The sequence below is a fragment of the Nocardia sp. NPDC052001 genome (assembly GCF_040680615.1).
Classification (GTDB): Bacteria; Actinomycetota; Actinomycetes; order Mycobacteriales; family Mycobacteriaceae; genus Nocardia.
Genome location: NZ_JBFAXC010000002.1, coordinates 89506 through 116145 on the forward strand (window position 1 = coordinate 89506; position 26640 = coordinate 116145).

23 protein-coding genes and 1 tRNA gene are annotated in these 26640 nt (G+C 66.8%); 9 read left to right on the forward strand and 15 right to left on the reverse strand.

The features are described from left to right. Nucleotides 1-11: 11 nt before the first annotated feature. The 6 genes from AB0L82_RS08805 to AB0L82_RS08830 are packed head-to-tail and all read right to left on the reverse strand — an operon-like array spanning nt 12 to nt 5907. Entirely contained in the window at nt 12-1181 is a 1170-nt protein-coding gene (locus AB0L82_RS08805) for an LLM class flavin-dependent oxidoreductase (protein WP_364633030.1), read from the reverse strand. Then, the gene (locus tag AB0L82_RS08810) at nt 1178-2272 is read right to left on the reverse strand and encodes an LLM class flavin-dependent oxidoreductase (RefSeq protein ID WP_364633032.1); all 1095 of its coding nucleotides are present in this window, start codon (nt 2270-2272) and stop codon (nt 1178-1180) included. The genes AB0L82_RS08805 and AB0L82_RS08810 overlap by 4 nt, the downstream gene beginning before the upstream one ends. Then, nucleotides 2269-3294, reverse strand: a complete 1026-nt coding sequence (locus tag AB0L82_RS08815; protein ID WP_364633033.1) for an ABC transporter substrate-binding protein — start codon at nt 3292-3294, stop codon at nt 2269-2271. The genes AB0L82_RS08810 and AB0L82_RS08815 overlap by 4 nt, the downstream gene beginning before the upstream one ends. Before the next feature lie 21 nt (nt 3295-3315). After that, nucleotides 3316-4050, reverse strand: coding sequence for an ATP-binding cassette domain-containing protein (locus tag AB0L82_RS08820; protein ID WP_364633035.1), 735 nt, complete (start codon nt 4048-4050; stop codon nt 3316-3318). Beyond that, nucleotides 4023-4874: an ABC transporter permease gene (locus tag AB0L82_RS08825; RefSeq protein WP_364633037.1), complete on the reverse strand. Its 852-nt coding sequence runs from the start codon at nt 4872-4874 to the stop codon at nt 4023-4025. The genes AB0L82_RS08820 and AB0L82_RS08825 overlap by 28 nt, the downstream gene beginning before the upstream one ends. Before the next feature lies 1 nt (nt 4875). Next, nucleotides 4876-5907: an NrtA/SsuA/CpmA family ABC transporter substrate-binding protein gene (locus AB0L82_RS08830; RefSeq protein ID WP_364633039.1), complete on the reverse strand. Its 1032-nt coding sequence runs from the start codon at nt 5905-5907 to the stop codon at nt 4876-4878. A 180-nt stretch (nt 5908-6087) separates the two neighbouring features. On the opposite strand from AB0L82_RS08830, the gene AB0L82_RS08835 reads away from it, so the two are divergent. Together AB0L82_RS08835 and AB0L82_RS08840 are read left to right on the forward strand one after the other, a co-directional pair. Next, nucleotides 6088-6846: an IclR family transcriptional regulator gene (locus AB0L82_RS08835; RefSeq protein ID WP_364633041.1), complete on the forward strand. Its 759-nt coding sequence runs from the start codon at nt 6088-6090 to the stop codon at nt 6844-6846. 101 nt (nt 6847-6947) lie between these two features. After that, nucleotides 6948-8498, forward strand: a complete 1551-nt coding sequence (locus AB0L82_RS08840; protein WP_364633043.1) for an amino acid permease — start codon at nt 6948-6950, stop codon at nt 8496-8498. A gap of 6 nt (nt 8499-8504) precedes the next feature. Here AB0L82_RS08840 and AB0L82_RS08845 read toward each other — a convergent pair whose 3' ends face one another. From AB0L82_RS08845 to AB0L82_RS08875, 7 genes are all read right to left on the reverse strand, one after another. After that, on the reverse strand, nt 8505-9269 hold the full coding sequence (locus AB0L82_RS08845) for a 3-oxoacyl-ACP reductase (protein WP_364633045.1): 765 nt from the start codon (nt 9267-9269) through the stop codon (nt 8505-8507). A 9-nt stretch (nt 9270-9278) separates the two neighbouring features. Beyond that, nucleotides 9279-10643 (reverse strand): aldehyde dehydrogenase family protein, encoded by a 1365-nt coding sequence (locus tag AB0L82_RS08850; protein WP_364633046.1) that lies wholly within the window; start codon nt 10641-10643, stop codon nt 9279-9281. Then, on the reverse strand, nt 10640-11443 hold the full coding sequence (locus AB0L82_RS08855) for a gamma-glutamyl-gamma-aminobutyrate hydrolase family protein (protein WP_364633048.1): 804 nt from the start codon (nt 11441-11443) through the stop codon (nt 10640-10642). Before AB0L82_RS08855 ends, AB0L82_RS08850 begins: the two co-directional genes overlap by 4 nt. Further along, nucleotides 11424-12776 (reverse strand): glutamine synthetase family protein, encoded by a 1353-nt coding sequence (locus AB0L82_RS08860; protein ID WP_364633049.1) that lies wholly within the window; start codon nt 12774-12776, stop codon nt 11424-11426. The genes AB0L82_RS08855 and AB0L82_RS08860 overlap by 20 nt, the downstream gene beginning before the upstream one ends. 383 nt (nt 12777-13159) lie before the next feature. Continuing rightward, a complete protein-coding gene (locus AB0L82_RS08865; protein WP_364633051.1) occupies nt 13160-14533 on the reverse strand; it encodes an MFS transporter in 1374 nt (457 codons plus the stop codon). A 49-nt stretch (nt 14534-14582) separates the two neighbouring features. Continuing rightward, a complete protein-coding gene (locus AB0L82_RS08870; protein WP_364633053.1) occupies nt 14583-14798 on the reverse strand; it encodes a heavy metal-associated domain-containing protein in 216 nt (71 codons plus the stop codon). Nucleotides 14799-15035: 237 nt separating this feature from the next. Then, a complete protein-coding gene (locus tag AB0L82_RS08875) occupies nt 15036-15938 on the reverse strand; it encodes a 2-dehydropantoate 2-reductase (RefSeq protein ID WP_364633055.1) in 903 nt (300 codons plus the stop codon). Nucleotides 15939-16094: 156 nt separating this feature from the next. On the opposite strand from AB0L82_RS08875, the gene AB0L82_RS08880 reads away from it, so the two are divergent. The 3 genes from AB0L82_RS08880 (at nt 16095) to AB0L82_RS08890 (ending at nt 19280) form a co-directional block, all read left to right on the forward strand. Then, nucleotides 16095-17420: a DUF2786 domain-containing protein gene (locus AB0L82_RS08880; RefSeq protein WP_364633057.1), complete on the forward strand. Its 1326-nt coding sequence runs from the start codon at nt 16095-16097 to the stop codon at nt 17418-17420. A gap of 115 nt (nt 17421-17535) precedes the next feature. Further along, the gene (locus AB0L82_RS08885; protein ID WP_364633059.1) at nt 17536-18696 is read left to right on the forward strand and encodes a serine hydrolase domain-containing protein; all 1161 of its coding nucleotides are present in this window, start codon (nt 17536-17538) and stop codon (nt 18694-18696) included. A gap of 137 nt (nt 18697-18833) precedes the next feature. Continuing rightward, nucleotides 18834-19280, forward strand: coding sequence for a hypothetical protein (locus AB0L82_RS08890; protein ID WP_364633061.1), 447 nt, complete (start codon nt 18834-18836; stop codon nt 19278-19280). A 91-nt stretch (nt 19281-19371) separates the two neighbouring features. Here AB0L82_RS08890 and AB0L82_RS08895 read toward each other — a convergent pair whose 3' ends face one another. Then, nucleotides 19372-19752 (reverse strand): nitroreductase family deazaflavin-dependent oxidoreductase, encoded by a 381-nt coding sequence (locus AB0L82_RS08895; RefSeq protein ID WP_364633062.1) that lies wholly within the window; start codon nt 19750-19752, stop codon nt 19372-19374. Nucleotides 19753-20481: 729 nt separating this feature from the next. On the opposite strand from AB0L82_RS08895, the gene AB0L82_RS08900 reads away from it, so the two are divergent. Further along, nucleotides 20482-21942, forward strand: a complete 1461-nt coding sequence (locus AB0L82_RS08900) for a wax ester/triacylglycerol synthase family O-acyltransferase (protein WP_364633064.1) — start codon at nt 20482-20484, stop codon at nt 21940-21942. Here AB0L82_RS08900 and AB0L82_RS08905 read toward each other — a convergent pair. Further along, nucleotides 21915-22712: a sigma 54 modulation/S30EA ribosomal C-terminal domain-containing protein gene (locus AB0L82_RS08905; RefSeq protein WP_364633066.1), complete on the reverse strand. Its 798-nt coding sequence runs from the start codon at nt 22710-22712 to the stop codon at nt 21915-21917. The genes AB0L82_RS08900 and AB0L82_RS08905 overlap by 28 nt on opposite strands. A 228-nt stretch (nt 22713-22940) precedes the next feature. Here AB0L82_RS08905 and AB0L82_RS08910 point away from each other — a divergent pair, with 228 nt between their 5' ends. The 3 genes from AB0L82_RS08910 to AB0L82_RS08920 all read left to right on the forward strand — a co-directional run bounded on the left by AB0L82_RS08910 (nt 22941) and on the right by AB0L82_RS08920 (nt 26459). Beyond that, on the forward strand, nt 22941-24269 hold the full coding sequence (locus AB0L82_RS08910; protein ID WP_364633068.1) for a phosphoribosyltransferase family protein: 1329 nt from the start codon (nt 22941-22943) through the stop codon (nt 24267-24269). Nucleotides 24270-24635: 366 nt separating this feature from the next. Beyond that, nucleotides 24636-26252 carry a GAF domain-containing sensor histidine kinase gene (locus AB0L82_RS08915; protein ID WP_364633070.1) on the forward strand — a complete coding sequence of 539 codons (1617 nt, stop codon included), beginning with the start codon at nt 24636-24638 and terminating at the stop codon, nt 26250-26252. A 133-nt stretch (nt 26253-26385) separates the two neighbouring features. Next, a tRNA-Pro gene (locus AB0L82_RS08920) sits at nt 26386-26459 on the forward strand. Nucleotides 26460-26640: the final 181 nt, after the last annotated feature.

The window sequence follows — 26640 nt, forward strand, 5'->3', positions numbered from 1 at the left end:
AGAGTCGGCGCTCAGTGCGCGAGTGAGAGCGCCGGGGTGGAATCGGGTGTGGTGAGTCGTGATCGGCCCAGCAGCGGTAGTACCTCTTCGCCGACGCGGTAGGCCTCTTCCAGGTGCGGGTTGCCCGCGAGGATGAAGGCATCGACGCCGAGGTCGACTAGTTCGTCCAGGCGCTCGGCGACCTGCTCGTAGCTGCCGACCAGGCCGAAGGCCGGACCGCCGCGGATGAGGCTGAAACCGCACCAGACATTCGGCTGCACTTCGAGATCGCGGTAGCCGGTGATGGTTTCGGGCACCCAGCCCTTGATACGGGCCGCGCCGACCGAATCGCCCTGGGCGGCGCGGTTCGCGGCATCACGGTCGACGAAGGCCCAGCCCTTCTCGATCTCGGCCCAGGCGGCTTCCTCGGTGTGCCGCGCGACGATATCGATGCGCACCGCGAACTTCGGTGTGCGGCCGGTGATTTCGGAATGCGCCCGCACGCCGTCGAATTTGGCGCGCAGATCGGCATACGGTTCGAGCCAGGACAGGTAGTAGTCCGCATGCCGTCCCGCGGCCTGCACGGCCGCGCCCGAAGAACCGGAGAAGTACACCTCGGGGAAGGGCTGACCCGCCAATCCCGGTGCCAGCGCGGCGCTTTCGGTCTGGAAGAACCGCCCGTCGTAATCGAAGGGCGCACCGTCCCACACCCCGCGCAGCACGTCCAGGAATTCGCTCGTGCGCGCGTACCGATCGTCGTGCGACACCTTATCGCCCCACCACAATTGGGCGGGCCCGCCACCACCGCTGATGATGTTGTAGACCAGTCGCCCGCCGGTCGCGCGTTGCAGGCTCGCCGACATGCGCGCCGCCTGCACCGGATGCAGGAAGCCCGGCTGGAACGCCACCATGAATCGGTAGGTGGTGGTCTCGCGGGCCAGCGCGGCCGCCACCGCCCACGGATCATCGGTGACCGGGAACGAGGGCAGCAGTCCGCCCAGGAACCCGGCGGCCTCGGAAGCCTTTGCGACAGCGGCGATATGGTCGATGTACGCGTACCCGTCGAGCTCCCCGCCGCGAATGCCGGGCGCGATATTTCCCGGACCGTATCCGCCCGCATGCCCGCGGTTGTAGCGGCGCGGCGTGCGCAGCGAGGCGTGATCGCCTTCCATGCCGATCCGCCAGTAGGTGTCGATGGTCATACCGTGGCCTCCTGAGCCAGCGTGCGCCCGGCCGGATCCACCAGGTGCAGCAGGTGTTCGCCGGTGCGATGCACTTCCTCGATCTGCGGATGGCCGACGAGAACGAAACTGTCGATCCCGGCGTCGCGATACGCCGAAAGCCGTTCGGCCACCTGCTCATAACTGCCGACCAGGCCGATCGGCTGTGAATAACCCAGCGCGCCGAACCCGGCCCACCGGTTGCCGTCGAGAGTCAAAGCGCCGGAAGGTGTTTCGTCATGCACCTCATGCCACTGCCGGTGTACTCGCGCCCACGCCTCCGCCTCGGTCTCCCGGGCGATGATCGGTAGCTCGAGTCCCGCGCGCACGCGTCGCCCGGCGGCGGCCGCCCGCTCGCCCAACTCGGCGAGTGCGGCGTCGAGGCCGTCGGCGGTCTCGGTGAACAGGTGCACATCACCGTGCCGCGCCGAGAGTTCCAGCGCGGGTGCGGAAGTTCCGGACAGGTAGACGGTGGGGAACGGCAGCCCGGAGAGAATGCCCCGGAATCCACCGTCGATCACGTCGTAGTACTCGCCGTCGAATTCGAACCCGGTGCCCTTGAATCCCGCACCCGGAACCGGTGTTTCGTTCCAGACTCCACGCGCGACGGTCAGGAATTCGGCTGCCCGGGCGTAGCGATCATCGCCCGCCACCCGATCGCCCCGCGTGCGGGCGTCGTCCGCGCCGGTATCGACCGCGAGCCGCCATCCCAATCGGCCGTGCGCAAGTTGTTGCAGTGTGGCCGATATCTTCGCCGCATACACCGGAGTCCCGAACGCGGGCTGGAATTCGACCACGACGCGGCCGTACCGGGTGGCGCGCAATGCGCCGCCCGCCACGATCCACGACTCCTCACCCGCCGGATCGTAGGGCGCGAGTACACCGTCCAGCCCGGAAAGCTCCGCGGCATCGATGATCTGATGCAGATCGTCGAACGGCCCGAACTTGCCGGGGCGCACATCGGTGGCCGGGGTGCGCGGCGGCGGACCGCCGAAACCCCCGCGATGCCGGGTCTCCGGCCGCACATGCCTGCCATCACCCCGGGTGGGCAGCCGCCACAGGAATTCGGTCATGCGGGCACCTGCCCCGAGGCCACCAGTTCCCGCGCCCGCTCCAGCGGCTCATGCGCGACCCAGCTGTCGAGATCGAAGTCCGCCGCCAGGAACCCGTGCGTGTACAGGAACTGCTTCTGAATCCCGATCAGCTCCAAGCGCTCATCCGACAGCGACGGATGCAGTCCGCGATGGAAATCCTCGCCGTACGCCGCGACGACACCCAGCGGCCCGGACAGGGTTTCGCGCTGTAGCACCTCGCGCACGCCGTCCAGATTCCCGGCCGCCCAATCGGCCGCGCGCAGACTCTGCGCCAGGAATCCGATCACCACTTCCGGCCGCGATTCGAGCAGGTCCGCGTGCACGGTGATGGGACGCGGCGTGCCATTGTTGACCCGCAGCCGCTTGCTCTCGGTGGCGTCCAGATCGACCGCGACCCGCAAACCGTGTTCCCGCGCGATCTCCTGCGCCCGCGCGCCCTTGACGTAGATGGCGTCCACATCTCCGCGCAGCAGCTCCTCGACGCCCCAGGTGACATCGCGCCCACCGCCGCGAACCGCGGTGCGCACCTGCGGATTCCGCTCCACGGTCACCTCGGTGACCGTCGCGTCCGCCAGGGTCAGCCCAGCCAGTCGCAACGCACTGGAGAAGCCGTGCAATGCCATGGCGCGCGGAAAGCTGCGCGCCTGATCCTGCGCCCAAGCCGGGACACCGAGCCGCAGCCCCGCCAATTGCGCGGGTCCGGCCACGTCGGAATCGGGTCCGACGAGAATGGCCTGCGCCTCGTCTATCCAGGTCAGCCCGATCAATCGGGTCGGCGACCCCTGCGCCCGCGCCGCGATGGCGGGCACATTGCCGCCCTCGCGCACCAGCCCGGACAGATCGTGCAGGAAGTGATGCCCGGCCAATTCCGGCCCGGCGTCCTGCAATACGCCGAATTCCAGTCCGGAGGCGGCGGCGGTATCGCCGAGCCAGCCCAGGCTGTGCGCGAGGCCGCTGGCGGTCGGGACCGGGCAGCGGGTGTACCAGAGGGTTTCGGTCATGATCGCTCCTGAGGAGTGGGGTCAGTGCGCGGCGGTCGGCCGCACACCGAGGTGATCGAGGAATTCGGCACGCAGCCGCAGGGTTTCGGCGTCAGCGCGATCGCGGGGACGCGGCAGGTCGATGACGGTGTCGACGGCGAACCGCCCCCGATCGAGAATGAGCACCCGGTCGGCGAGCCGGATGGCCTCGTCGACGTCATGGGTCACCATGAGCACGGCGGGACGATGCCGGGCCACCAGATCGCCCACCAGATCCTGCATCTGCAACCGGGTGAGCGCGTCCAGCGCCGCGAAAGGCTCATCCAGCAACAGCAATTCGGGTTCGCGCACCAGCGCCCGGGCCAGCGCGGCCCGCTGCGCCTCACCGCCGGAGAGCGTGGCGGGCCACTGCCGCGCCTTACCGTCCAGGTTCACCTCGGCCAGCGCGCGCAGCCCGGCCTCCCGGTTCTCCCGCGAACGTCGCTGCCCGACAATCACATTGGCCAGCACCCGCTTGGACGGAATGAGCCGCGGCTCCTGATAGACGGTGGTGCGGCGCGATGGCACCAGCACCTGTCCGGCATCGGGCGCTTCGAGCCCGGTGAGCAAGCGCAGCAGCGTGGTCTTACCGGTGCCGCTCGGCCCGAGCAGCACCGTGAACTCACCGCGTTCGATGGTGAGATCCACGCCGTCGAGAACGGTCTTGTCGCCGAACGACTTCCGCAGTCCGGTGATCGATACCGCGGTGCTCATCGGATCGCCACCTGCTTGCGCCACGGCATGGCGACCTTCTCCACGATCCGCACCGCACCGTCGAATACCAGGCCCAGCACCGCGTACAGCACCACGCACAACACCATGTAGTCGGTGCGGTTGTACTCCTGCGCGAGCGACACCAGATATCCGACACCCTCACGGGTGCCGACCTGTTCGGCCGCGATGAGCCCGGTGATGCTGATGGACAGGCACACTCGCAACGCCATCAGAATGCCCGGCAGTGCCGACGGCAGGATCACCTCGAGCACCAGCCGCGGCCCGCGCAATCCGAAACTCCGTGCGGCCTCGACCATTTTGCGATCCACATTGCGGACCCCGAGATAGGTGTAGGCGTACATCGGCGCGACGGTCGCCACCGCGATCAACAGCACCTTGTACAGCTCGTCGATGCCGAACCAGGCGATGAACAGCGGCGCCAGCGCCAGGAACGGCACCGCCCGCACGATCTGCATGGTCGAATCGACCACTTCCTCACCGAGACTGGACAATCCGGCGGCCAGGCCGAGGATCAACCCCGCACCCACGCCGAGTCCGACCCCGGCGGCGGCGCGCACGAACGAAGCCCAGGCGAAGTCCGCCAGCTGACCGCTGGACGCGAGTTCGGTGAACGCGCTCCACACCTTCGGCGGTCCGGCGATGACCTGCGGTTCGATCGCCCCGGTCGCGGACCCGATCCACCAGGCGGCGAAGATCAGGGCGGGCAGCAGGAATCGCAGCGGCACCGAAAGCCATGCGGGCCTGCGTCGTTCGATCCGGCTGCGCGGTGGGGCGAGCACCGGCTCCGGCCGAACCGCTGCGGCGGGAGGTGCGGTGATCACCGCCATATCAGCTGCCCGCCTTGATGGCCGTCAACTGATCCTGGTTGAGCTTGGACTTCAGGTCGTAGAAGATATCGGCCGCGGTGATCCTGCGGGTGATCACGCCATTGTCGAAGAAGACGTTCACCACATCGGCGAGATCGGTCGCATCGGTCGCGGACGGCAGGCGCGGCACCGTAACCTCACCGCCGACCCGGATGGCATCGCTCAGTCGCGCACCGGAAAGCGCACGCGGACCGGTGGTTTCGAAGACATTCTCGAAATCGGCGGGAGCGGCGTGCTGCTTGGCCGTCAGCCCCTGGAGCACTTCGAGGTACTTGGCCGCGATCGCGGGATGCTTGTCCAGCACCTCGGTGCGGAACACGACGACGCTATTGTCCTTGGACCCGATGCTCTGTTCGGTCGCGATCTCGATACCGCCGTTGGCCTTGGCTTCCTGGTACGGAATCAGGAACGAGGCCCAGGCGTCGACCTTGCCGGTGGCGAACGCCGAGGCGGCATCCTTCTGCTGCAACGGCACCCGGGTCACCTTGTCGGCCGGAATACCCGCCTGCGCAAGGGCTTTGAGCAGGATGTACTCGCCCTTGGCGGCGGGGTTCACCGCGACGCGCTTGCCCACCAGATCCGCGACCGAGCGGATGCCCGAGCCGGGGGAGGCGATGATCCCGCTCTGATCCTTACCGGCCGGATCCTGCACCGCCACGATCCGCACGCCGACGTCCTTGGACAGCGCACCCACCACCGGGCTGAACGCCGCGCCCGACACGTCGAGTTCCTTGGTGTTGAACAGCTTCAGCATGGAGCTGAAACCCGGTGTGGTGTTGACCCATTCGATCTTCGCGCCGAGTGGTGCCAGCGCCGCGTCGAAGGTGCCGTCGCGCTTGCCGATCGCGATCGGCCCCTCATTGCCCGGGTCGACCACCTTGAGCACGATCGACGGTTTGTCACCGCCGCCGGAGTCGGAACCGCATCCTGCGACGAGTGCGGCGATGGGAACGATCGCGAGTGCGATACGCATGAGGGCTCGCCTACGGGACATCGTGGAGACTCCTGTTCCGGATTGTCGATCAATGCCTCCGGACAGTAGGGAGGGGAGCGGCCCGCGACCAGGTAATGCTTTCCGTGGATCGGAAAGCTTGACAGATCGATTTCGGCTGCTACGGAAATACTTTCCACATAGCGGAAAGCTCCACCGGTGCGGCTGTGTTAGCGTCGCACCGTGGAAGCTTCCGGCGTACAGACCGTCGCCCGCGCCCTATCCGTCCTGGACTGCTTCCGGGGCGGTGAGGAGCGCGGCGTCTCCGATGTCGCCCGTCAGCAGGGGCTGGCGGTCAGCACCACGCATCGCCTGCTCACCGCGCTGGTGCAGGCCGGATTCCTGGAGAAGGATCCGGAATCGAGCCGCTATCGCATGGGCGGCGCACTCGCCGAATACGGTCAGATCGCGTACCGGCAGCACCGCATCTACCTCGCGGAGCCCGCGCTGGAACAGCTCGCCAACACCACCGGGGCGAGTGCGTCGGTCGCCACCCGGCACGGCATCCACGCCGTCTTGCTGGGCACCAGCCGCTGGCGCGAATCCGACGGCCACGAACTCCAGGGTGTGCGCCTGCCCCTGCATGCCAGCGCCCTGGGCAAGGCGCTGCTGGCGTGGTCCGACGCCACCGATGACGAATTGCACGGCCTGCCTTATGAAGAGGGCACCGACCGATCCGTGTCCGGCCCGGCCGAACTCCGCCGTGAACTCACCGTCACCCGCGAGCGCGGATACGCCTACAACGATGAGGAACTCGATCCGGGCTTCCGCACCATCGGCCTGCCCATCCTCGACACGAACGATCGCTGCCGATTCGCCCTGGGCCTGCGCGGACCCACCGCGCTCATGATCCCCGAACGCGTACCGTTCTTCATCGAACTCGCCAGGGTGACCGCACAGGATATCGCCGCCAAGTTCGCGGCCGGCCGAATCGATGGGTAACTGTCGATTTACACATTCGCGGTGTGGTTGACGCATGTTTACTTCACACTGAGCTCCTGGCAAACGCCGTGTGAGGGCGGCGTTTTCACGCGGGAGTCGGTATGAGCGTTGATCAGTCCCAGTCCGATGACGAACGACGGCTGGCCGAACTCGGCTATAAACAGGAACTGGCCCGATCGTGGTCGGGCTTCTCGAACTTCGCCATCAGTTTCACCATTGTCTCGATCCTGACCGGCGGGCTCGCCAGCTACGGCATCGGACTCTCCAACGGCGGACCCATCACCATGGCGTGGGGCTGGCCGCTGGTCTCGGTGATGGTGCTGTTCGTGGGGCTGGCCATGGCCGAATTGGCCTCGGCCTATCCGACTTCGGGTGGTCTGTACTGGTGGGCCTCGGAGTTGGGCGGGCCGATCTGGGGTTGGTTCACCGGATGGTTCAATCTCATCGGCCAAATCGCGGTCACGGCCGCAATCGATTACGGCGCCGCGATTTTCACCACCGTGGTGCTCAATGTGATCGGCATCGATATCGGAACCGACCGCACCGCAATCTTTTTGGTGTTCGCCGGAATTCTGGTGCTGCACGCGGTGCTCAATGCCATCGGCCCGCATCTGTCCGCGGTCATCAACAATATCTCCGCCTGGTGGCATGTCGGCGGTGTGGCGATCTTCGTGCTGGTGCTCGGAATCGGCGCCGAACACCATCAGAGCGTGGGGTTCGTCTTCACCCAGACCGTGGACAACAGTTCGGTCGGATTCGGCGGGGTCGCGTTCAGCTTCCTGCTCGGCCTGCTGCACGCGCAGTACACCTTCACCGGGTACGACGCCTCGGCGCATATGTCCGAGGAGACGCATGACGCCTCGCGGATGGCGGCCAAGGGGATCATCAACACCATCATCGTGTCGGCGGTCGCCGGTTATCTGCTGATCATGGCGGTGACCTTCGCGATCCCGAACCTGGACGACGCGCTGGATCCGACCAAGAACAGCGGTTATCCGGTGATCTACATTCTGGAGAACTCGCTCAGCTCGTTCTGGTCCGGACTGCTGCTGATCATCGCCGCCATCGCCCAATTGTTCTGTGGCTACGCCTCGGTGACGGCGGCCTCGCGGATGCTGTTCGCGTTCTCGCGGGACGGCGCGGTGCCGGGTTCGGCGCTGTGGTCCAAACTGTCGGCGCGCAAGGTACCGGTCAACGCGGTGCTGTTCGTCTCGGTGTTCGCGTTCATCCTGCTGATTCCGTCGATGCTGGTCCCCGCGGAGAACGCTCCCACGGCATACGCGGCGGCCACCTCGGTCGCCACCATCGGGCTCTATATCGCCTACGGCATCCCGATCCTGTTGCGGCTCATGAACGGAAGTCGATTCCGCACCGGCCCTTGGCAACTCGGGCGCTGGTATCGGCCGGTCGGCATCATCGCGCTGATCTGGATCGTGTTCATCAGCCTGCTGTTCATCCTGCCGATGGATGATCGCGGCTATCCCTGGAATTCCGAATTCACCTGGAACTCGGTCAATTACGCACCCATCGCGCTGGTCGGCGTGGTGGGGGCGATCGCCATCTGGTGGTTCGCCTCGGCCCGGCGCTGGTTCACCGGGCCGAAGCGCACCGTGGAGGAACCGCCGGGGGAACAGGCCCCCGTCGGCTCCTGAACCTCGCTACAGCGGGGTCACGTACGCACCGGAGATACCACCGTCGACCAGGAACTGTGATGCGGTGATGAAGGAGGAATCGTCGCTGGCGAGAAATGCCACGGCGGCGGCGATTTCCTCCGGCTCGGCGAAACGCCCGGCCGGAATGTGCACCAGGCGGCGGGCCGCGCGCTCGGGATCCTTGGCGAACAACTCCTGCAGCAGCGGGGTGTTCACCGGTCCCGGGCACAGGGCATTGACGCGAATGTTGTCGCGCGCGAACTGAACTCCGAGTTCACGGCTCATCGACAGCACGCCGCCCTTGGAAGCGGTGTACGAGATCTGCGAGGTCGCCGCACCCATCACCGCGACGAACGACGCGGTATTGATGACCGACCCTTTACCGCGCTCGAGCATGTGCTGAATCGCGTACTTGCTGCACAGGTACACCGAGGTCAGATTGACCTCCTGCACCCGCTTCCACGCCTCCAGTCCGGTGGTGAGGATCGAATCATCTTCCGGCGGTGAGATTCCCGCGTTGTTGAAGGCGATATCGAGGCCGCCGTAGGTGTCGACGGCCGTCTGGAACAGCGCTCGCACCTGCTCCTCATCGGTGACGTCGACCTTCACGTACAGCCCGTCGACCTCGGTCGCCGCGGCCTGCCCAGAGGTGGCGTCGATATCGGCGACGACGACTTTCGCGCCCTCCTGGGCGAACCGTTTGACGGTGGCGAGCCCGATGCCGCTACCGCCGCCGGTCACGACCGCGACGCGATCCTGTAAGCGCTGCAACGTATCTCCTTAGTTGTCGGTGGCGATGAAGACGTTCTTGATCTCGGTGAAGGCGCGCGCGGCATCCGGGCCGAGCTCCCGACCCAGTCCGGACTGCTTGTATCCGCCGAACGGCGTCCAATACCGCACGGAGGAATGCGAATTCACCGACAGGTTCCCGGCCTCGACACCCCGGGCCACCCGCAGTGCGCGGCCCACATTCGAGGTCCAGATGGAGCCGGACAGGCCGTATTCGGAATCATTGGCGATGCGCAGGGCATCGGCCTCGTCGTCGAACGGCAGTACCGCCACCACCGGGCCGAATACCTCTTCGGTGAGGAGGCGGTCATCGGGGGAGGAGGGCAGCACCACCGTTGGCGGGAACCAGAATCCGGGCCCGTCGGGGCGGGTGCCGGTGAACGCGATCTTGGTCGAGAGCTCCAGGAATCCAGTGACCCGCTCACGATGCGCCGCCGAGATGAGCGGGCCCATTTCGGTGGCCTCATCGGCGGGATCGCCGACCCGAACACCCTGTACTGCCGGTTCCAGCAGTTCCAGGAATCGATCGAAGACGCTGCGCTGCACCAGGATTCGTGATCGCGCGCAGCAGTCCTGACCGGCATTGTCGAAGACGCCGTAGGGCGCGGTCGCGGCGGCCTTCTCCAAGTCGGCGTCGGCGAACACGATATTGGCGCTCTTACCGCCCAATTCGAGCGTCACCCGCTTCACCTGTTCGGCGCAACCGGCCATGATGCCCCGGCCCACCTCGGTGGAACCGGTGAACACCACCTTGCGCACGGCGGGATGGGTGACGAAACGCGCGCCGACCACCGAGCCCTTGCCCGGAATCACCTGAAAGACGTTGTCCGGCAAGCCCGCCTGCGTCGCCAGCTCACCGATGCGAATGGCGGTGAGCGGGGTGAGTTCGGCCGGTTTGAGCACCACGGTATTGCCCGCCGCGAGCGCCGGACCGAAACCCCAGGCCGCGATCGGCATGGGGAAATTCCACGGCACGATAATGCCGACCACGCCCAGCGGTTCGTGGAAGGTGATGTCCACCCCGCCGGCGACCGGAATCTGACTGCCCAGCAGGCGTTCCGGCAGTCCGGCGCTGTAGTGCAGCACATCGCGCACATTGCCCGCCTCCCAGCGGGCATTGCCGATGGTGTGACCGGCATTGCGCACCTCGAGCCGCGCCAGGTTCTCCAGATCGGCGTCGACCGCCTCGGCGAACCGGCGCAGCAGGCGCGCGCGATCACCCGGCGCGATATCCCGCCAGCCCGGCAGGGCCCGTTGCGCCCGTTCGATGGCGGCGTCGGTCGCGGCCAGATCGGCCGCCTCCACCGTCGCCACGACCGTTTCGGTCGCGGGGTTGATCACCTGGGTCGTTGTCACCGATTGCGCTCCCTTCCATAGCCTGTCGCCTGTTCCACCAGCGCCCGCATGAGGCGGTCGTCGGCGGAGTTCTCCTCCGGATGCCATTGCACGCCGACCAGGAACGGTGCCTCGCCGGTCTCGACCGCCTCGATGGTGCCGTCGGCGGCGTGCGCGGTGGCGGTGAGACCGTCGGCGAGCACATCGATCGCCTGATGGTGATGACAGTGCACCGTCACCTCGGCTCCGGCGATCGTGGCCACCTGCGAACCGGGCACGGTCCGCACCGTGGTCACACCGAAAACGCCGGGCGTGCGGGCGTGATCGGTATGCCCGAGCACATCGGGGAGATGCTGGTGCAGCGTGCCGCCCAAGGCGACATTCACCAATTGCAGTCCGCGACAGACCGCCAGCACCGGCATGCCCGCCGCCCGCGCCAACTCGAACAGCGCGAACTCCGACGCGTCCCGATCCGTGCGCAGCCCGCGCGTCGCCTCGTGTGGCTCCGCGTCGTACCGCTCCGGATCGATATCGGCCCCACCGGTCAGCACCAGTCCGTCGAGGCGCTCGATCAACTCGGGCCGCGCGGTCCCGCTGGGCGGCAACAACACCGGTATGCCACCCGCCCGCTCGGTCATATCGACATAGGTTCGCGACAGCACCGCGGCATCGACATCCCAATGCCCGAACCTGGTCCGCTCGGAGTAGGTGGGCAGGCCGATCAACGGCCGCCGAGACTCCGCACCACCGTTGGCCGACCGCGCCGAGTCGCTCGGCAGCCCGCTGCCCCCGGAAACGCTCTCAGAGTCGTTCGAATCCACGCACCCGCTCCCAATCGGTCACCGCGGCGTCGAAGGCGTCCAACTCGACCTGCGCCGCATTCCGGTAGTGCCGCACCACATCCTCACCGAACGCCCGCTGCGCGACCTTGCTCTCACCGAAGAGGCGCGCCGCATCCCGCAGCGTATGCGGTACCCGGGGCCGCTGCGACCGGTAGGCATTGCCCTGGAACTCCGGCTCGAGGGGCAGTTGCTGTTCGATGCCGTGCAATCCGGCGGCGATAGTGGCCGCCACCGCGAGGTAGGGATTCACATCCCCGCCCGGCACCCGGTTCTCGAACCGCAGCGCCGGTCCGTGTCCGACCACGCGCAGTGCGCAGGTGCGATTGTCCCGGCCCCACGCCACCGCCGTGGGTGCGAAGCTGCCCGCCTGAAACCGTTTGTACGAGTTGATATTCGGTGCGAGCAGGTAGGTGAATTCCTGGAGGCAATCCAGCTGACCGGCCAGGAAGTGCCGCATGAGCGCCGAACCGCCGTCGGCCTCGTCACCGGCGAATACCGGCTTACCGGATCCATCCCGCAGACTCAGATGAATATGGCACGAATTGCCTTCGCGCTCATTGTATTTCGCCATGAAGGTGAGGCTGCGCCCCTCCTGCGCGGCGATCTCCTTGGCCCCGGTCTTGTAGATGCTGTGGTTATCGCAGGTGATCAGCGCTTCGTCATAGCGGAACGCGATCTCGTGCTGTCCGGGATTGCATTCGCCCTTGGCGGACTCGACATACATTCCGGCCCCGGACATTTCATTGCGAATGCGCCGCAGCAGCGGTTCGATTCGAGCCGTTCCGAGCATGGAGTAATCGACGTTGTACTGATTCGCGGGCGTCAGCTCTCGATACCCGCCCCGGAACGCGGCCTCATAACTGTCGTCGAACACCAGGAATTCGAGTTCGGTCCCGGCGTAGGCGTACAGCCCGTGCTCGGCCAGCCGATCCAACTGCGCCCGCAATACCTGCCGGGGCGAGGCCGTCACCGGCTGCCCGCCCGAATCCACCTGCTCGACATCGCACAGCACCAGCGCCGTCCCCGGCCACCACGGCACCAGCCGCAGGGTCGACAGGTCCGGCCGCAGCACGAAATCCCCGTACCCGGTCTCCCACGAGGACATGGCGTACCCCTCGACCGTGTTCATCTCCACATCCACGGCGAGCAGATAATTGCACGCCTCGGTGGCCTGATCGAGTACCTCCTCCACGAAATACCGTGCGGAACAACGTTTCCCCTGCAATCGCCCCTGCATATCGGTCATGGCCACCAGCACGGTGTCGATCGCCCCCGCCTCGACCTGACCTACCAGCTCCGCAACACTCAGCATCCCGGCTCGCATCAGTGACCTCTCTCGACGGCAACCGCCTCACGCTAAGCGAACCGACGCCCCGCCCGTGCCCGAATCCGCAAGGAGATCACCGCGTGTCGCGGGGATCCGCCGGGCTGCCCCGCAGGTACCGGATCCAACCCGGAAAACGCACGGAATCTCCCCGAATGCCTGGACAGCGGCGGCGGACTCCGAGCCGGTGCCGGAATCGCGCTGCCGGCCGTGCCTGTGCGCCCAGCGGGTCCTCGGTCCGCGGTGCCCACACCACCGATCGCTCGTCATCACGCGACCCGGCCGGTACGCCGTGGGTGAGATCGCTCGTTACGTGTGTTCGCGCCGGCTCCCGTGGGCAGTGCCGCGGAATCCGGTGCGCGACTGTCGTCTCATGCGGCCAGCACGGGCTGGCGGTGCTGTGCGCTCGGCCAGCGTGGGTGCTCGGGGTCGATGACGTAGGTGTGCGTGTGCTCGTAGAGGCGATCGGTGATTCGAATGGCATCGGCCAGGCGGATCGGGTCGATGGTTCCGACCTCGTGCAGATGGGTGATCTCCTGCGGATCGTGCCGGGGCCACATCCGCACTGCCACGGTGATTCCCGTCGCGGCGAGTGCCGCCAGGGTCAGCCAGGTGATGGTGAAACCGGCCGCGGTGGTGAGCCATCCGGCGATCGGATAGGTGAGCAGCCAGGCCAGATGCGAGAGCGAGAACTGCGCCGCGAACAGCGCGGGCCGATCGGCGGGACGCGCCGAGCTGCGCAACACCTGCCCGGTCGGGGTGAGTATCGCGGCGGTGCCCGCGCCGGTGACGGCCCACACCGTCAGCGCCGCGGCCCAACGCCAGTCGCCCGAATCCGCCAGGGACAGTGCGATCGCGCCGCCGAGGGCGGTGATCAGCGTGGCGGCACCGGCCAGCATGACCGGCCGCGCGGCCACCCGATCCAGCACGCGGGGGAGTACCAGTGCGACCAGCATCGTCCCGAAACCATTGGCGGCCAATAGAATCGCCACACCGGTCTGGGTGCCGCCGAGCGTATCGCGCACATAGTTGACGGAGTTCACCATGATCACCGAACCAGCCGCCGCGACAACGAGATTCAGCCCAAGCAGCCCGCGCTGTCTCGGGGTGGCCGCGAAGATTCGCATGCCGACGGTGAGCCGCTCGCGGAAATCGCCCGCGGTGGTGGCTCCGGCATCCGGAATGCGGGTGCCGAGCACCAGCCCCGCCGAAATCACGAATCCGATCGCGGTGCCGACGAACAGCCAATGGAAGCTGATCAACAACAGCGCCGCGGCGGCCAGCATGGGGCTGAGCAGCGTTTCCATGGTCGCGGCCAACTGCGCCGCAGACAGCGCGCGGGTGTACTCCCGCTCATCGGGCAGGATATCCGGGATAACCGCCTGATAGGTCGGCGTGAACGCGGCCGAAGCCGTCTGCAATACCGCGATCAGCACGTAGATCTGCCACACCTGATCGATGAACGGCAGCGCCAGCACCACGGCCCCGCGAATCACATCGAGCCCGAACAGGAACGGCCTGCGCGGCAGCCGATCGGCATAGGCCGCCACCACCGGCGCGACCGTGACGTACACGAGCATCTTGATGGTCAGCGCCGTGCCCAGCACGGCCGCCGCATCCGCCCCCGCCAGCTCATAGGCGAGCAATCCCATTGCGACGGTGGTCAATCCGGTTCCGAACAGCGCCGAAACCTGCGCCGTGAACAATCTCAGATAGTCGCGATTCCGGAACAGCATGGTGATCATCGAACGGTCCTCCCGTCCGCGTCACCGAGCCGGTGACGCGGACTTCACTTCAGCCTTTGGCTACCCGGTAGCCCAGCTGCTCGACAGTGGCCTGAATCAATGCGTCGTCGCCCGCCCCGAGAACATTCATCCGCCCGGTGGCAAGCTCGATCCGAACGCCGTCGACCCCGGCGAGTTTCCCCACCGCGGCCTCGACCTTCCCGACGCATCCGCCACAGGTGATTCCGGAAACCGTGTAGCTGCTGCCGTTCGCGTCGCTGCTCATAGCCGTTCTCCTCGCACTCCACGGGCTTGCCCGTCATGGCGGAACATCCGCCGCGCTGACTATAAACCCCTACCCCCTAGGGGTATCAATATGACCAGGGTCACCCACCTCGAGCTGGTCGGTCGACACGAATCCCGCGAGGTTGGCCGAGGGGGTAATGGCGGCGGCAACAGGTGAGAAGTTCCCGCCGGCACTACCCCCTCGCGACTCTGCGCTGGACTCGATGCGCGCTGCGGGTCAGGGCAGGCGGGCTTGCAGTTCCTGGACGAGACGCGTTGCGACCGGGACCGCGATGTTCCGGCTGTCCGCGGCGCGGAGTAGTGCGCCGCCGATCGCATCCAATTCGAGTGGGTGGCCCGCTTCCGCGTCACGCTGCATCGAGGATTTGGCCTCCGGCGGGAACGCGTTATAGCGGGCCAGGACCTGGGCCGCGTCGATGGGCGCGTCGTGCGCGCGGGCGACGGCGACGGTCTCCGCCACCAGGGCGGTCAGCTCATCGCCGTGCTCGGCTCGGATCTCGCCGAGCGGGACGGCGTATCGGGTGGTGAGCAGGGCGAACGGGGCGAGAAAGGACATCTTCGCCCAGAGCGCGGCGGCCTCGTTCCCGAGAATCCGCACCGTGGGGCCCGCTTCGCTGAGGGCGTCGGCCAGCGACTTCAGTCCCGACTCGGGAACCGCCTCGCCGGTCAGGTCGATCTCCGCGAAGGGACTCGCATGCTCGATCACGCCCGGGGCCACTCGGGTCGATTCGACCCGAATTATGCCGGGGGACACCCGGTCCGGGCGATAGCGACTGCGCAGCAGCGCCGGATGCTCGACACCGTTCAGCAGGGGAACGAGCAGTCCATCGCCGAGCGACTCGGCCGGGACGCGATCCAAGGCCGCAGCCAACGCCGTGTGTTTCACCGCGATCAGGCAGGCGTCCACCGGCTCGCGCAGCTCGGTATCCGCAGCCACCCGCGCCGTGAAATCTCCGAATTGCGCACTGCGGACCTGAATTCCATTGTCGCGCAGGCTCGCCGCGGTCTCCGGTCCGGCCAGGCAGATCACCCGATTACCGGCCCGCGCGAGCAACGCGGCGAGCAATCCGCCCACACCACCCGGACCCAGAATCGCAACTGTCAGTTCATTGTTCGCCAAGGCGAGTTCCTTTCACCGGTCGGCCCCTCGGAAAGGTGGCCGCCACCAACCGAGTATGGCGGACCGGTCCGATGGTCCGGCCACCCGGCCCATGACACCCTCGGAACCCGGTGAAATAGGGTCGACGGGTGACAGGGAACCACGCGCGGGCAAGCCATGGCTAAACCGAATCGCAAACATCGCGCGGCCAAGCAACGGGCGCAGCAGAGCGATGCCGAATTCTGGGCGGCACTGGGCGTCCCCGAGGATCGGCAACCGACCGCCGCGGAATTCGGCAATGCGATCATGACCGCGGCCATGCAGTCGGCGCAGAGCGGGGCGCAAAGCAAGACCGCGCGCGGCGACGCGGCGATCGCCAAACGCTTCGGCACGCTGTTCGCCGGGGCCGGGCCGCTCGCCGCCGAGGTCGAGCACGGTGCACAACTCGCAGGTCAGCGCGTTATCGCCAGGGTATTCGAGAACGGCTGGCTGCCCGGAGACGTCGCAGAAGCGGCGCGACGACGGCTCGATACTTTCGGCATCGGTTTCACCACCGATGTCATGGCTGCTTATATGCGGCCATTCGCGCCCGCGACAATCGATGAAACCTGGCTCATCCAGCTCGGCGAATTGAATGCTGGAGTCTGGTGGATCGATTCCTCGTCACATCTGTCGCAATGGTCGGCCAAACACATGCTGACCCCCGTGGAGGCCCTGACCACGGTCATCGAGGCACTCGCCCTATTGATCCTGCTGCCGAAAATGGAACTGATCCGGCCACTGCCCGGCACCGCACGACCGGTCGCCGACATCCCGCATCATGTCGACGAAAAAGTGCTGGGCCGAGTTCGCGGCCTCCTCGCCAAGGCCGAATCGACCTCATTCCCCGAAGAGGCCGAAGCGCTTTCGGCCAAAGCGCAGGAATTGATGACCAAATACGCACTCGACCGCGTGCTGGTCGATGCGGACAGCGCCGTCCCCGATCTCCCGGGAGCCCGCCGTATCTGGCTCGATACACCGTATACGGACGCCAAAGCCCTGCTCATCGACGTGGTGGCCAATGCCAACCGCAGCCGCGCCATCTTCTTCGCGGAATGGGGGTTCGTCACCATCGTCGGCGACGAAGCCGACCTCGACGCCGTCGAACTCCTGTCCACCTCGCTGCTGGTGCAGGCCACCCGCGCCATGATCGCCAGCGGCGACGCCGCCACCGACGAGGCGCGCAGCCGGGTCTACCGCAAAGCCTTCCTCGTCGCCTACGCCACCCGAATCGGCGAACGCCTCGCCGCGGCGACAGCCGCGACCATCGCGGAATCCGTTGCGCCGGAACGCCTCCTGCCCGTTCTGGCCTCGCATCAAATTGTCGTGGACACCGCCTTCGACAACCTGTTCCCGCAAGCCCGTAGTCGCGGCATCGCCATCCGCAGCGCCGAAGGCTGGGATGCGGGCCGCGCCGCCGCAAACCACGCTCGCCTCGATTCTCGACGCCCTCTGGATCGGTAGGGCCCGACCGAATCCGCCATCCCCTCGACAGGCAGGGGTCGTCGGGGGAGTCTCGGGGTGCGCATAGGACCTGCGGCCGATGTGCCCGCCACCCCCGCCGTGTGACCCTCGATCCATGACGTCGAAGCTGCGAGCGAGTCGAATCCTGGTGGGCGGCGTAGCCCTGGCATGCGCTCTGGCCGCATGCACCTCCGGTGCGGAACCCGCTGCGCCGCAACCTCTCTCGGACGCCAGTCGAGCCGAGGTGCAACGCGCGCTCGACGCGGTGGTCGCCGCTGGCATTGCCGGAGTCCGCGTCGTGGTGACCGAGAACGGTCAGGAATGGACCGCGGCCGCCGGTGTCGGAAACGCCGATACCGGCACGCCCTTCCCCGCCGCCGCGCGGGTCCGAATCGGCAGCAACACAAAAACTTTCGTCGCCACCGTCATCATGCAATTGGTCGCCGAAGGCAAAGTGGACCTCGACGCCCCCATCGAGCGCTACCTCCCCGGCGTAGTCCAGGGCGACGGCATCGACGGTAATCACATCACCGTCCGAAATCTCATGCAGCACACCAGCGGCCTCCCCGAATACCTCGAAATGCCGCAACTCGACGGCGACTACGAAATCATGCTCACCCAGCACTTCAACCCCGCCGACCTGGTCCACAGCGCCCTCACCACCATGCCCGCCCATTTCCCGCCCGGCGAAAAAGCCGAATACAGCAACACCAACTACCTGATAGTCGGAATGCTCGTAGAGAAAATCACCGGCAACCCCTATTCCGACGAGGTCACCCGCCGCATCATCACCCCCTTGGGCCTGAAATCCACCTACATCCCGGCCCCCGGCGAAGTGGACCTCCGCGACCCCCACCCCCAAGGCTACGAATCCGTGGACGGCCACCGAGCCGACCTGACCCGCCTGGACACCTCCTGGGCCTCCTCCGCCGGAGCCATGGTCTCCACCGGCACCGACCTGAACCGCTTCTTCACCGCCCTCCTCTTCGAAAACCTCCTCAACCCCACCCAACTAACCGAAATGCAGAAAAACCCCAAACCCCTCACCAACCGCCCCGCCGGCATCAACTACGCCCTCGGCCTGGCCAACCTCACCGTCCCCTGCGACAAACAGGTCTGGGGCCACGGCGGCTCCATCCCCGGCTTCAAAACCAGTGACGGCATCTCCGCCGAGGGTCGTGCCGTCACCGTCATGGCCAATGAACGATCCGGTGACCCGGCCGCGACCGCCGCGCTGCAACATGTCTTCGACACGGCGGTGTGTGCGACATCCTGATCCGGCGTACCAGCCGACAGTGGCTGGCGGTCGAATTCGGCTGGCGCGCAACGCTGAACCTCGCCGGTGACGTTCGGCCCTTTCGCTTCGTCCTCCGCTGGCTCACCGTGTAGTGAAGGGAGAGAGAGGAATTCGATATGTCAGGGATGAGGAAGCGTGGCGACATCGTCCGGCGAGCAGGGGCGTCGGTCGCCTTGGCGCGGACGGCACTGCCGGTATTCGCGGCGGCGGCGCTGGTCGTGGTGGCCGCGCCGGACGCCACCGCGGGTGTCACCGGGCTGCAGGCGTCGCCCGGGCTGAGCTGGGGTCCGTCCAAGCTGTACGGCACGACCTGCACCTATACGCTGACCGCCACCGTCAATGACGCGCAGCCGGTCTCGTTCTACGATTTCGACCCCTCGTCAACCTTCTCGCCGAGCAATTACATCTACCCCGCCAACGGGACCGCGACTGTCCGGTGGACCCCGGGGCAGACCGGCTGGCACCGCATCGTCGCCTATCAGAGCTCCGAGGGTGGTCCCGCGATCAATCTCGACGTAGGCACCGGAACCAACACCGGCTCCGCCTGCCTGGTGCTGTCCTAGCCACCACTCGGCTTGCCGGAGTGCGGCTTTCGCCGGTTGCCACCCGGACCCCAATCAACTACCGAAGCCGGGTGGCACATGCTTCGGCCGCTCAGGGGCGGTCGCCGTCATAGTCGACGCGGAAAGCGGGATAGTGTCCGGCGATCCGTCGTAGTTCGGCGTCCGAGGGGTCGATGGTGACACCGAAGTAGTGCTTGGCTTCGAGGGCGCCGCCCCAGGAGCGGCCGGTGCGGCCGGAGCGGCGGAGATAGGCTCGGATCACCGGTGGGCGATCGGCGGGCGGGATTTCGACGAGGGTGGCGGCGCGGCGTTCACGGCGGCCGAGGACAACACGGCCCGCGCTGGCCCGGGCGTTGCGGACCCATTCCGATTCGCCGGCCAGCGATACCAGGTAATGGTGACCGGCGTACTCGACCCGGACCAGGTTGGTGCGGTGGATGATTCCCGTGCCACGTCCCGGAACCTCCAGCACGACAGCATAATCCGGACTGACACCCAGACGCGTCAGTTGGTGCCCCAGGGGCTGTAGCCGCCGGTACAGGGCCGGTCCGGAGCGGTAACGGGTCCGCGCGGTGTAGTCGACCGGTCCCAGCACTCCGGCGAATCGGCCCCGAACGCGGCGATCCCGGTGCGCAGGCTGTGGCTTCGTGGTCATGATGTAGGCCTCCCGCCGGTGACACGGAACCGGCACCACTCCATCGTCGATATCCCGAGTGGGTCCGGGCAGAGGCGAAAGTCACTGTCGTGATCGAGGTTTCGTAGATCCGGAGGTCTGCTGCGCTCCGATGCGCATATCCGGTCTCTTCCGCAAGAGCATTTTGGCTCGGTGATCGCGTGCTCTGTTGGTTTGCTTTGTTCACGATATAGACCGCTTCCGGATTTCCGCGAGATTCTCGAGGTGCCGCATCGATGCCGCGAAACCGGCCGACGCGCTGGCCTGCGGCACCCGGTGCTGGCGGCGCCGAAGAGCGCGGCTCCGGAGATCGTCGATCCCGGCCGTACCAGATTCCTGTGCGCGGATCTCGCGGAAACCGTCACGTCATCGTCAGGACCATGACCGTTGCCGGGCAGATGCGAATGTCACTCCGGCCGAGTGCTTTCGGATCTGCCGGGCACGGTCGCAGGCGAGGATCGTTCGAGGGCGGTAGCGTTTTCAGCCTGCGGCCACGGTCGCGGCGATCGGTCGGACAGGCGTTTCACGATGAGCGAAGTGAGCCCGCTGGATTCGGGATTTCTGGCGATGGAGGATACCGATGCTCATGTGAGCCTCGGCCTCTGTACCGTTGCGATCATCGCGGGGGAGCCGCCGTCGCGCGCGGAGTTCGACGCGTGGATGGTGCGGGGGCTGAGCAGACACGCTCGGCTGAGGCAGCGGGTCCGGCGCATGCCGCTGGATTTGCGCGCGCCGGTGTGGGAGGACGATCCGAGTTTTGATCTGGGACACCACACCCGGTGGACCGCGCTGCCGGCTCCTGGCGATGAGCAGGCACTGCGCGAGTTGATCGCCGCCGAACTCGCCGAACGACTGGACCGCGATCACCCGCTGTGGGAGGTCGTGGTGGTCGAACAGCTGGCGCACGGGCGCTGGGCGATGATCGTCAAAGCGCACCACACCATGACCGATGGGATTTCCGAGATCACCCTGTTCGAGAGCTTCTGCGATACGCAGGACAGCGGACCGGACCGGATATCTGCCTCGTCCGAAGATCGGAAACTCTCCGGCTCTTCACGTTTCGCCGACTTCTCACGCCGGGCGTTTCGAGCGATCCAGTTGCCGTACACGGTTCCGCGTTCCGCCCTCAGCACGGTGCGCGCCGTGGTTCCGGTGCTGTACGCGGCGCTCGCGCCCGCCGGGGAATCCTCGTTGAACGGTCCCATCGGCCGGCAACGCCGATACGCGCTGGCACGGGCCACGATGTCCGAGGCGCGCGAGATCGCCGCCGCGTTCGGTGTCACCGTCAACGATGTCGCGGTCGCCGCGGTCGCCGCCGCCTATCGCGAGCTGCTGCTGGGCCGGGGTGAATCGCCCGCACCCGGAAAAGTTCGTATCGTGGTTCCGGTATCACGGCGCACCGAGGCCGCGAAAAGCCTGCTGGACAATCGTGTTTCGGCGATGATCGCGGATCTCCCGATCGAGATCGAGTATCCGGTCGAGCGTCTGCAGACCGTGCACCGGCGGATCCAAGCGCACAAATCCCGCGGGGAGGCCGCGGCCGAACACTCGGTGTTGTCATTCGTGAAATGGGTGCCGTTCGCCTTGGTGGCCTCGGTCTTTCGTCTCGGCGCGCTGTACCCCCAGCACGGGGTGGCTGCCCTGGCGACCAATATTCCCGGCCCGCGCCATCGGCTCAGGCTGGGCGGGCGCGAAGTTGTCGAACTGTGGCCGTGCGTTCCGATCGCATTGCGGGTGCGGAGCACCATCGCGATTCTGAGCTATGACGGCCGGTTGACGTTCGGTATCACCGGCGATTTCGACACCACACCCGATATCGACCGGATAGCCGCGGGAATCATGGCCGAGTGGCCGATCCTGCTGAGTCACGCGCGTGAACGCCGGGCCCGGAACCGGGAGAACCCGAATCCGGGCGATGACGGGAAGACCGCGCGGGCCGATGACGAACGCGGCGCGGGTTTTCAGGCGGACGGGGTGAGCAGTCCGTAGTGGCCGTCGTAGCGGTGGTAGACGACGTGGCCGCGATCACGCCGCACGTCCCGGAAGAATACGAACGGCCAGCCCGTCAGCTCCAGTCGTTCGATGGCCCCCTGGAGATCGAGCACCGGTGCGGTCGCGGGGCTGACGGCAATGGGCACGCTGCCGCGGGTGACGGCCTCCGGTCGCGGATCGAGCTGGGCGAGCCGGTAGCCGTTCGCGTCCCGGTACAGGATGCTGTCGACACCGCTGCCGGATTCGGTGAACAGGTGGAACTCGTAGTCCATCATCTCCATATCGAAGGCGGCCTCCTCGCAGGTCTCATCGGCCAGGGCATACGACTTGTGCCGCACCACCTCCCGCTGTTCGGTTTCGCGCGGGAAATAGGGCAGCGCGGGGCGCGGTGGCGCGTCGCGCCGCCACTCGTGCGGGCCGGGAGCCGGACGACGGCCGCGAATGGCCTCCCAGTGCCGGGTGAGCCGGTCGAAGCGTTCCAGTAACCGCGCTTCCAGCAGATCGATGGCCTCTCGCGTGGTGGCCGCGGCCACCTGTACGCGCACGCCACGACCGTCCATGTTCACATTCGCCTGGGCAACAATCGGATTGGCGACCGCGGGATCGCGATGTCCGCTCAGCCGAACGCGTGCGGTCAATACCGGCTCGGGAGCGACGGCCAGGGCCTGGCCGATCTTTTCGCGGGCGTAATCGGCCCCGGCGGCGGATACGTGATGGCCGACGGATATCTGCAGGGTGCTACCGGATTCCATTGCGCGTGCTGTCATTACTGGAGCCTGACAGCGCGCGGCCAGTACGATCAGAGCCGAAAGTCACAGCGCGGCGGGCTATTCGACCGCGATCGCGCTCGACGCGGCAATGGTTCGGCCCGGCCCGCGTGGGAATCCTCCCCTCATCGAGGACCTAAGACTCCTCGGATCTGCGACAACCGGTCCTGCCGGTGCGACCGGATCGACTGCGATGCTATGGAAAATCCTGTCCGACAGGAGGTTTCGATGTATTTCGAGGATCGTGCGGACGCCGGACGCCGACTCGGGGAGCGACTGCGCATACTTCGCGGCGCCGATATCGTGGTGCTGGGTCTGCCGCGCGGAGGCGTTCCGGTCGCTTTCGAGATCGCCCGGCGACTGCAGGCGCCCCTGGACGTGATCGTGGTGCGCAAACTCGGCGTACCCCATCAGCCCGAACTCGCTTTCGGCGCCGTCGGCGAGGACGGCGCACGGGTCATCAACCGCATCGTGGTGGAACGAGCGGACGTCAGCGATGCGGAGCTGGCATGGGTGGAGCGCCGGGAGCGTTCGGAGGTGGAACGACGCGCGGCCGGATTCCGCGCCGGACATCCGCGTGTCCCCCTCACGGGCCGGACCGCGGTCATCGTCGACGACGGCGTCGCGACCGGTGCCACCGCCCGCGCCGCCTGCCAGGTCGCTCGCGCGCAGGGCGCTACGCGGGTGGTGCTGGCGGTGCCGGTCGCCGCCCGGGACGCGCTGCGCATGCTGCTGCGCGAGGCCGATGAGGTGATCTGCCTCGATCAGCCCAGGTACTTCCACGCGGTCGGCCAGTCCTACCACCATTTCGGTCAGACGACCGATGCCGAGGTGGTGGAATTGCTGTCCGCCGCCGTCGGGGCGGAACGATCGGCATCGGTCGCCGCGGGGAATCCGCCGCTGTGCGATGAGGAAGTACGGATGCTGGCCGGCAGGGTCGAACTCGCCGGGCACCTCACCATTCCCGAACTGCCGATCGGCGTGGTGATATTCGCCCACGGTAGCGGCAGCAGCCGCCACAGCTCGCGTAATCACTACGTCGCCGAGGTGCTGCGGCGGGCCGGGCTGGGCACCCTGCTGTTCGACCTGCTCAGCCCGGCGGAGGAAGTCGATCGCGCCCATGTCTTCGATATCGATCTGCTCGCCGGGAGGCTGGTCGAGGTCACCGAATGGCTCAGTGGGCAGGAGCAGGCCGCCGGCCTGCCGATCGGATACTTCGGCGCGAGCACCGGTGCGGCGGCGGCCCTGCGCGCCGCGGCGAGCCCTCGCGTGCGGATCGGCGCCGTGGTGTCCCGGGGTGGGCGACCCGATCTGGCCGGGAGTTTGCTCGCCGCGGTGACCGCACCGACCCTGTTGATCGTCGGCGCGCGCGACTATCAGGTGCTGGAGTTGAATCATCAAGCGGCGAAAGCGATGTCATGCGAGACCACACTGGTGGAGGTGCCGGGCGCGACCCATTTGTTCGAGGAGCCGGGCGCGTTGCGGCACGCCGCCGAGCTCGCGCGTGATTCGTTCACCGCCAAACTGCCGCTGGCGGCCGGTGAATCCACGGAATGAAGGTGAGCATACAGCGGCTTTCATAACGTGCTAGGCATTGTTCCGCCCAAATGTGTTCCACCGCAATGGGTTTGGAGCGATACTCTGGCAGTACGTCGTGTGGCAAATGATTGACCCGGCCCATTCCCAATCGAAAGTGTTTTAGACTAGAGGGTGTCTTCCAAGGCCGGAACTATGGCTCTGGGACCTGTCGAATACCTCTGACAGGGAGATGCCAGGGTGCAATCACATGATCACCGCCGCGCGACGGGTGCCGAGGGCCCCGCGAACCCCTCCGCCGCCGGGCCCTACTCCGTTCGGGAAACACTGTCTCAGCTGCGGCTGAGAGAATTGCTCAGCGAGGTCAGAGACAATATCGAGCAGATCATGGACTCGCGCGACCGGATGGACGGTCTGGTCGAGGCCATGCTCGCGGTCACCTCGGGGTTGAACCTCGACCAGACGCTGCGCACCATCGTCCACACCGCGATCGTCCTGGTCGACGCCCGCTACGGCGCGCTCGGCGTGCGCGGCCAGGACGAACAGCTCAGTCAGTTCATCAACGAAGGCGTCGATGACGTCACCCGCGCGCAGATCGGGCACCTGCCCGAGGGTCACGGAGTGCTCGGGCTGCTGTTCGAACAACCCAAACCGATCCGGCTGGACAATTTGGCGGACCATCCCGTCTCGGTCGGCTTCCCCGATCATCATCCGCCGATGCATGGTTTTCTCGGCGTCCCGGTGCGCATTCGCAACGAGGTCTTCGGAAATCTCTACCTGACCGAAAAGGTCGGCGGACATCCGTTCACCGATGACGATGAGGTGATCGTGCAGGCCCTGGCCACCGCGGCCGGTGTCGCGATCGACAATGCGCGCCTATACGCCGCGGCGCGCACCCGGCAACTGTGGATCGAGACCACCCGCGATATCGCCACCGAATTCCTCTCCGGCACCGATACCCGGATCGTGCTGGCGCACATCGTGGATCATGCCCGCGTACTGACCGATTCGGCTCGCGGTTTCCTCGCGATTGCGCCGGATCCGGACAGTCCACCCGAGGAACGCGCCAGTCTGGACATCGTGCGCTGGTCGGGGCAGGGCGCCGCCCCGCCGGAGCGGACCGTGCGGATGGCGGGCAGCGCAATCGGCGAGGCTTACACCCGGCGGACGCCGATGAGCGTGCCGAGTATCGACGACCTCGAGGACGGTGGCCTGTTCGCGGGCGCCGGGCCCGCGTTGATCTTGCCGCTGCGGACCTCGGACGCGGTGCTCGGGGTGCTGGTGGTCGAGCGGGATCTCGGGGGTTATCCATACTCGGCCGAAATTCTGGAATTGGCCGCCGCCTTCGCCGATCAGGCGGCGCTGGCGATGCAGCTGGCGCAGTCCCAGCGGCAGATGCGTGAACTGGAGGTGCTGACCGATCGCGACCGCATCGCCCACGATCTGCACGATCACGTCATCCAGCGGCTCTTCGCCGCCGGGCTCAATCTGCAAGGCACGGTGGCTCGCGCCCGCAATCCCGATGTGCGGCAACGGCTTACGACGGTAATCGATGACCTGAACGAGGTCGTTCGGGAGATCCGCACCTCGGTATTCGATCTGCACGGCGATCGCAGCACCTGGTTGCGCCAGCGCCTCGACCACGCCGTCGGGCAACAGAACGCCGCCGGTGGCATTCCCACCACCCTGCGTGTGTCCGGTCCGCTCTCGGTAATCGATCCCGTCGTCGCCGATCACGCGGAAGCCGTTGTGCGGGAAGCGGTCAGCAACGCCGTACGGCACTCGGGCGCCGATTCGGTGAGCGTCGACATGCGCATCGGCGACGATCTCACCATCACCGTAGAAGACAACGGATGTGGTATCCCCGACGACGTCACCCCCAGCGGCCTGACCAATATGGCCGACCGCGCCGAACAATGCGACGGCACCCTGACCGTATCGCCCGTCCACCCCACCACCCCGCGCCCCGGCACCCGAGTGCGCTGGTCGGTCCCCCTCCGCTGACCCCGCCCGGTCACGCTCCCCAAAGTCACGCCACCCCACCCCGAATCGCCCGGCACCAGCCGATTTGGAGGAACAGGGGGGTCCTGATGTAATCTCATCGAGCACGAAGCGCAGCGGAGTGCAAGCAGTACCACGGGCTGTGGCGCAGCTTGGTAGCGCACTTGACTGGGGGTCAAGTGGTCGCAGGTTCAAATCCTGTCAGCCCGACAGAAGAAAGCCCTTCCGACCTCGGTCGGAGGGGCTTTTCTTCTTCCTTCACCACTCGGAACGCGGGACCAAAGCGGGACCGCGGAAGCAGGGCCGGATCCAAGCCCACCGCATCGTGCAGGCGGGCGAGATCGTCATCGTCGAGGTCCCGTATCCCGATCCACGCGAACGCGCTCGACGG

Excerpts from the sequence above, each read along its gene's own strand:
- AB0L82_RS08805 (WP_364633030.1), bottom strand. The coding sequence starts at position 1,181 with ATGACCATCGACACCTACTGGCGGATCGGCATGGAAGGCGATCACGCC.
- AB0L82_RS08810 (WP_364633032.1), bottom strand. The coding sequence starts at position 2,272 with ATGACCGAATTCCTGTGGCGGCTGCCCACCCGGGGTGATGGCAGGCAT.
- AB0L82_RS08815 (WP_364633033.1), bottom strand. The coding sequence starts at position 3,294 with ATGACCGAAACCCTCTGGTACACCCGCTGCCCGGTCCCGACCGCCAGC.
- AB0L82_RS08825 (WP_364633037.1), bottom strand. The coding sequence starts at position 4,874 with ATGGCGGTGATCACCGCACCTCCCGCCGCAGCGGTTCGGCCGGAGCCG.
- AB0L82_RS08830 (WP_364633039.1), bottom strand. The coding sequence starts at position 5,907 with ATGTCCCGTAGGCGAGCCCTCATGCGTATCGCACTCGCGATCGTTCCC.
- AB0L82_RS08840 (WP_364633043.1), top strand. The coding sequence starts at position 6,948 with ATGAGCGTTGATCAGTCCCAGTCCGATGACGAACGACGGCTGGCCGAA.
- AB0L82_RS08860 (WP_364633049.1), bottom strand. The coding sequence starts at position 12,776 with ATGCTGAGTGTTGCGGAGCTGGTAGGTCAGGTCGAGGCGGGGGCGATC.
- AB0L82_RS08865 (WP_364633051.1), bottom strand. The coding sequence starts at position 14,533 with ATGATCACCATGCTGTTCCGGAATCGCGACTATCTGAGATTGTTCACG.
- AB0L82_RS08870 (WP_364633053.1), bottom strand. The coding sequence starts at position 14,798 with ATGAGCAGCGACGCGAACGGCAGCAGCTACACGGTTTCCGGAATCACC.
- AB0L82_RS08880 (WP_364633057.1), top strand. The coding sequence starts at position 16,095 with ATGGCTAAACCGAATCGCAAACATCGCGCGGCCAAGCAACGGGCGCAG.
- AB0L82_RS08885 (WP_364633059.1), top strand. The coding sequence starts at position 17,536 with ATGACGTCGAAGCTGCGAGCGAGTCGAATCCTGGTGGGCGGCGTAGCC.
- AB0L82_RS08890 (WP_364633061.1), top strand. The coding sequence starts at position 18,834 with ATGTCAGGGATGAGGAAGCGTGGCGACATCGTCCGGCGAGCAGGGGCG.
- AB0L82_RS08900 (WP_364633064.1), top strand. The coding sequence starts at position 20,482 with ATGAGCGAAGTGAGCCCGCTGGATTCGGGATTTCTGGCGATGGAGGAT.
- AB0L82_RS08905 (WP_364633066.1), bottom strand. The coding sequence starts at position 22,712 with ATGACAGCACGCGCAATGGAATCCGGTAGCACCCTGCAGATATCCGTC.
- AB0L82_RS08910 (WP_364633068.1), top strand. The coding sequence starts at position 22,941 with ATGTATTTCGAGGATCGTGCGGACGCCGGACGCCGACTCGGGGAGCGA.
- AB0L82_RS08915 (WP_364633070.1), top strand. The coding sequence starts at position 24,636 with ATGGACTCGCGCGACCGGATGGACGGTCTGGTCGAGGCCATGCTCGCG.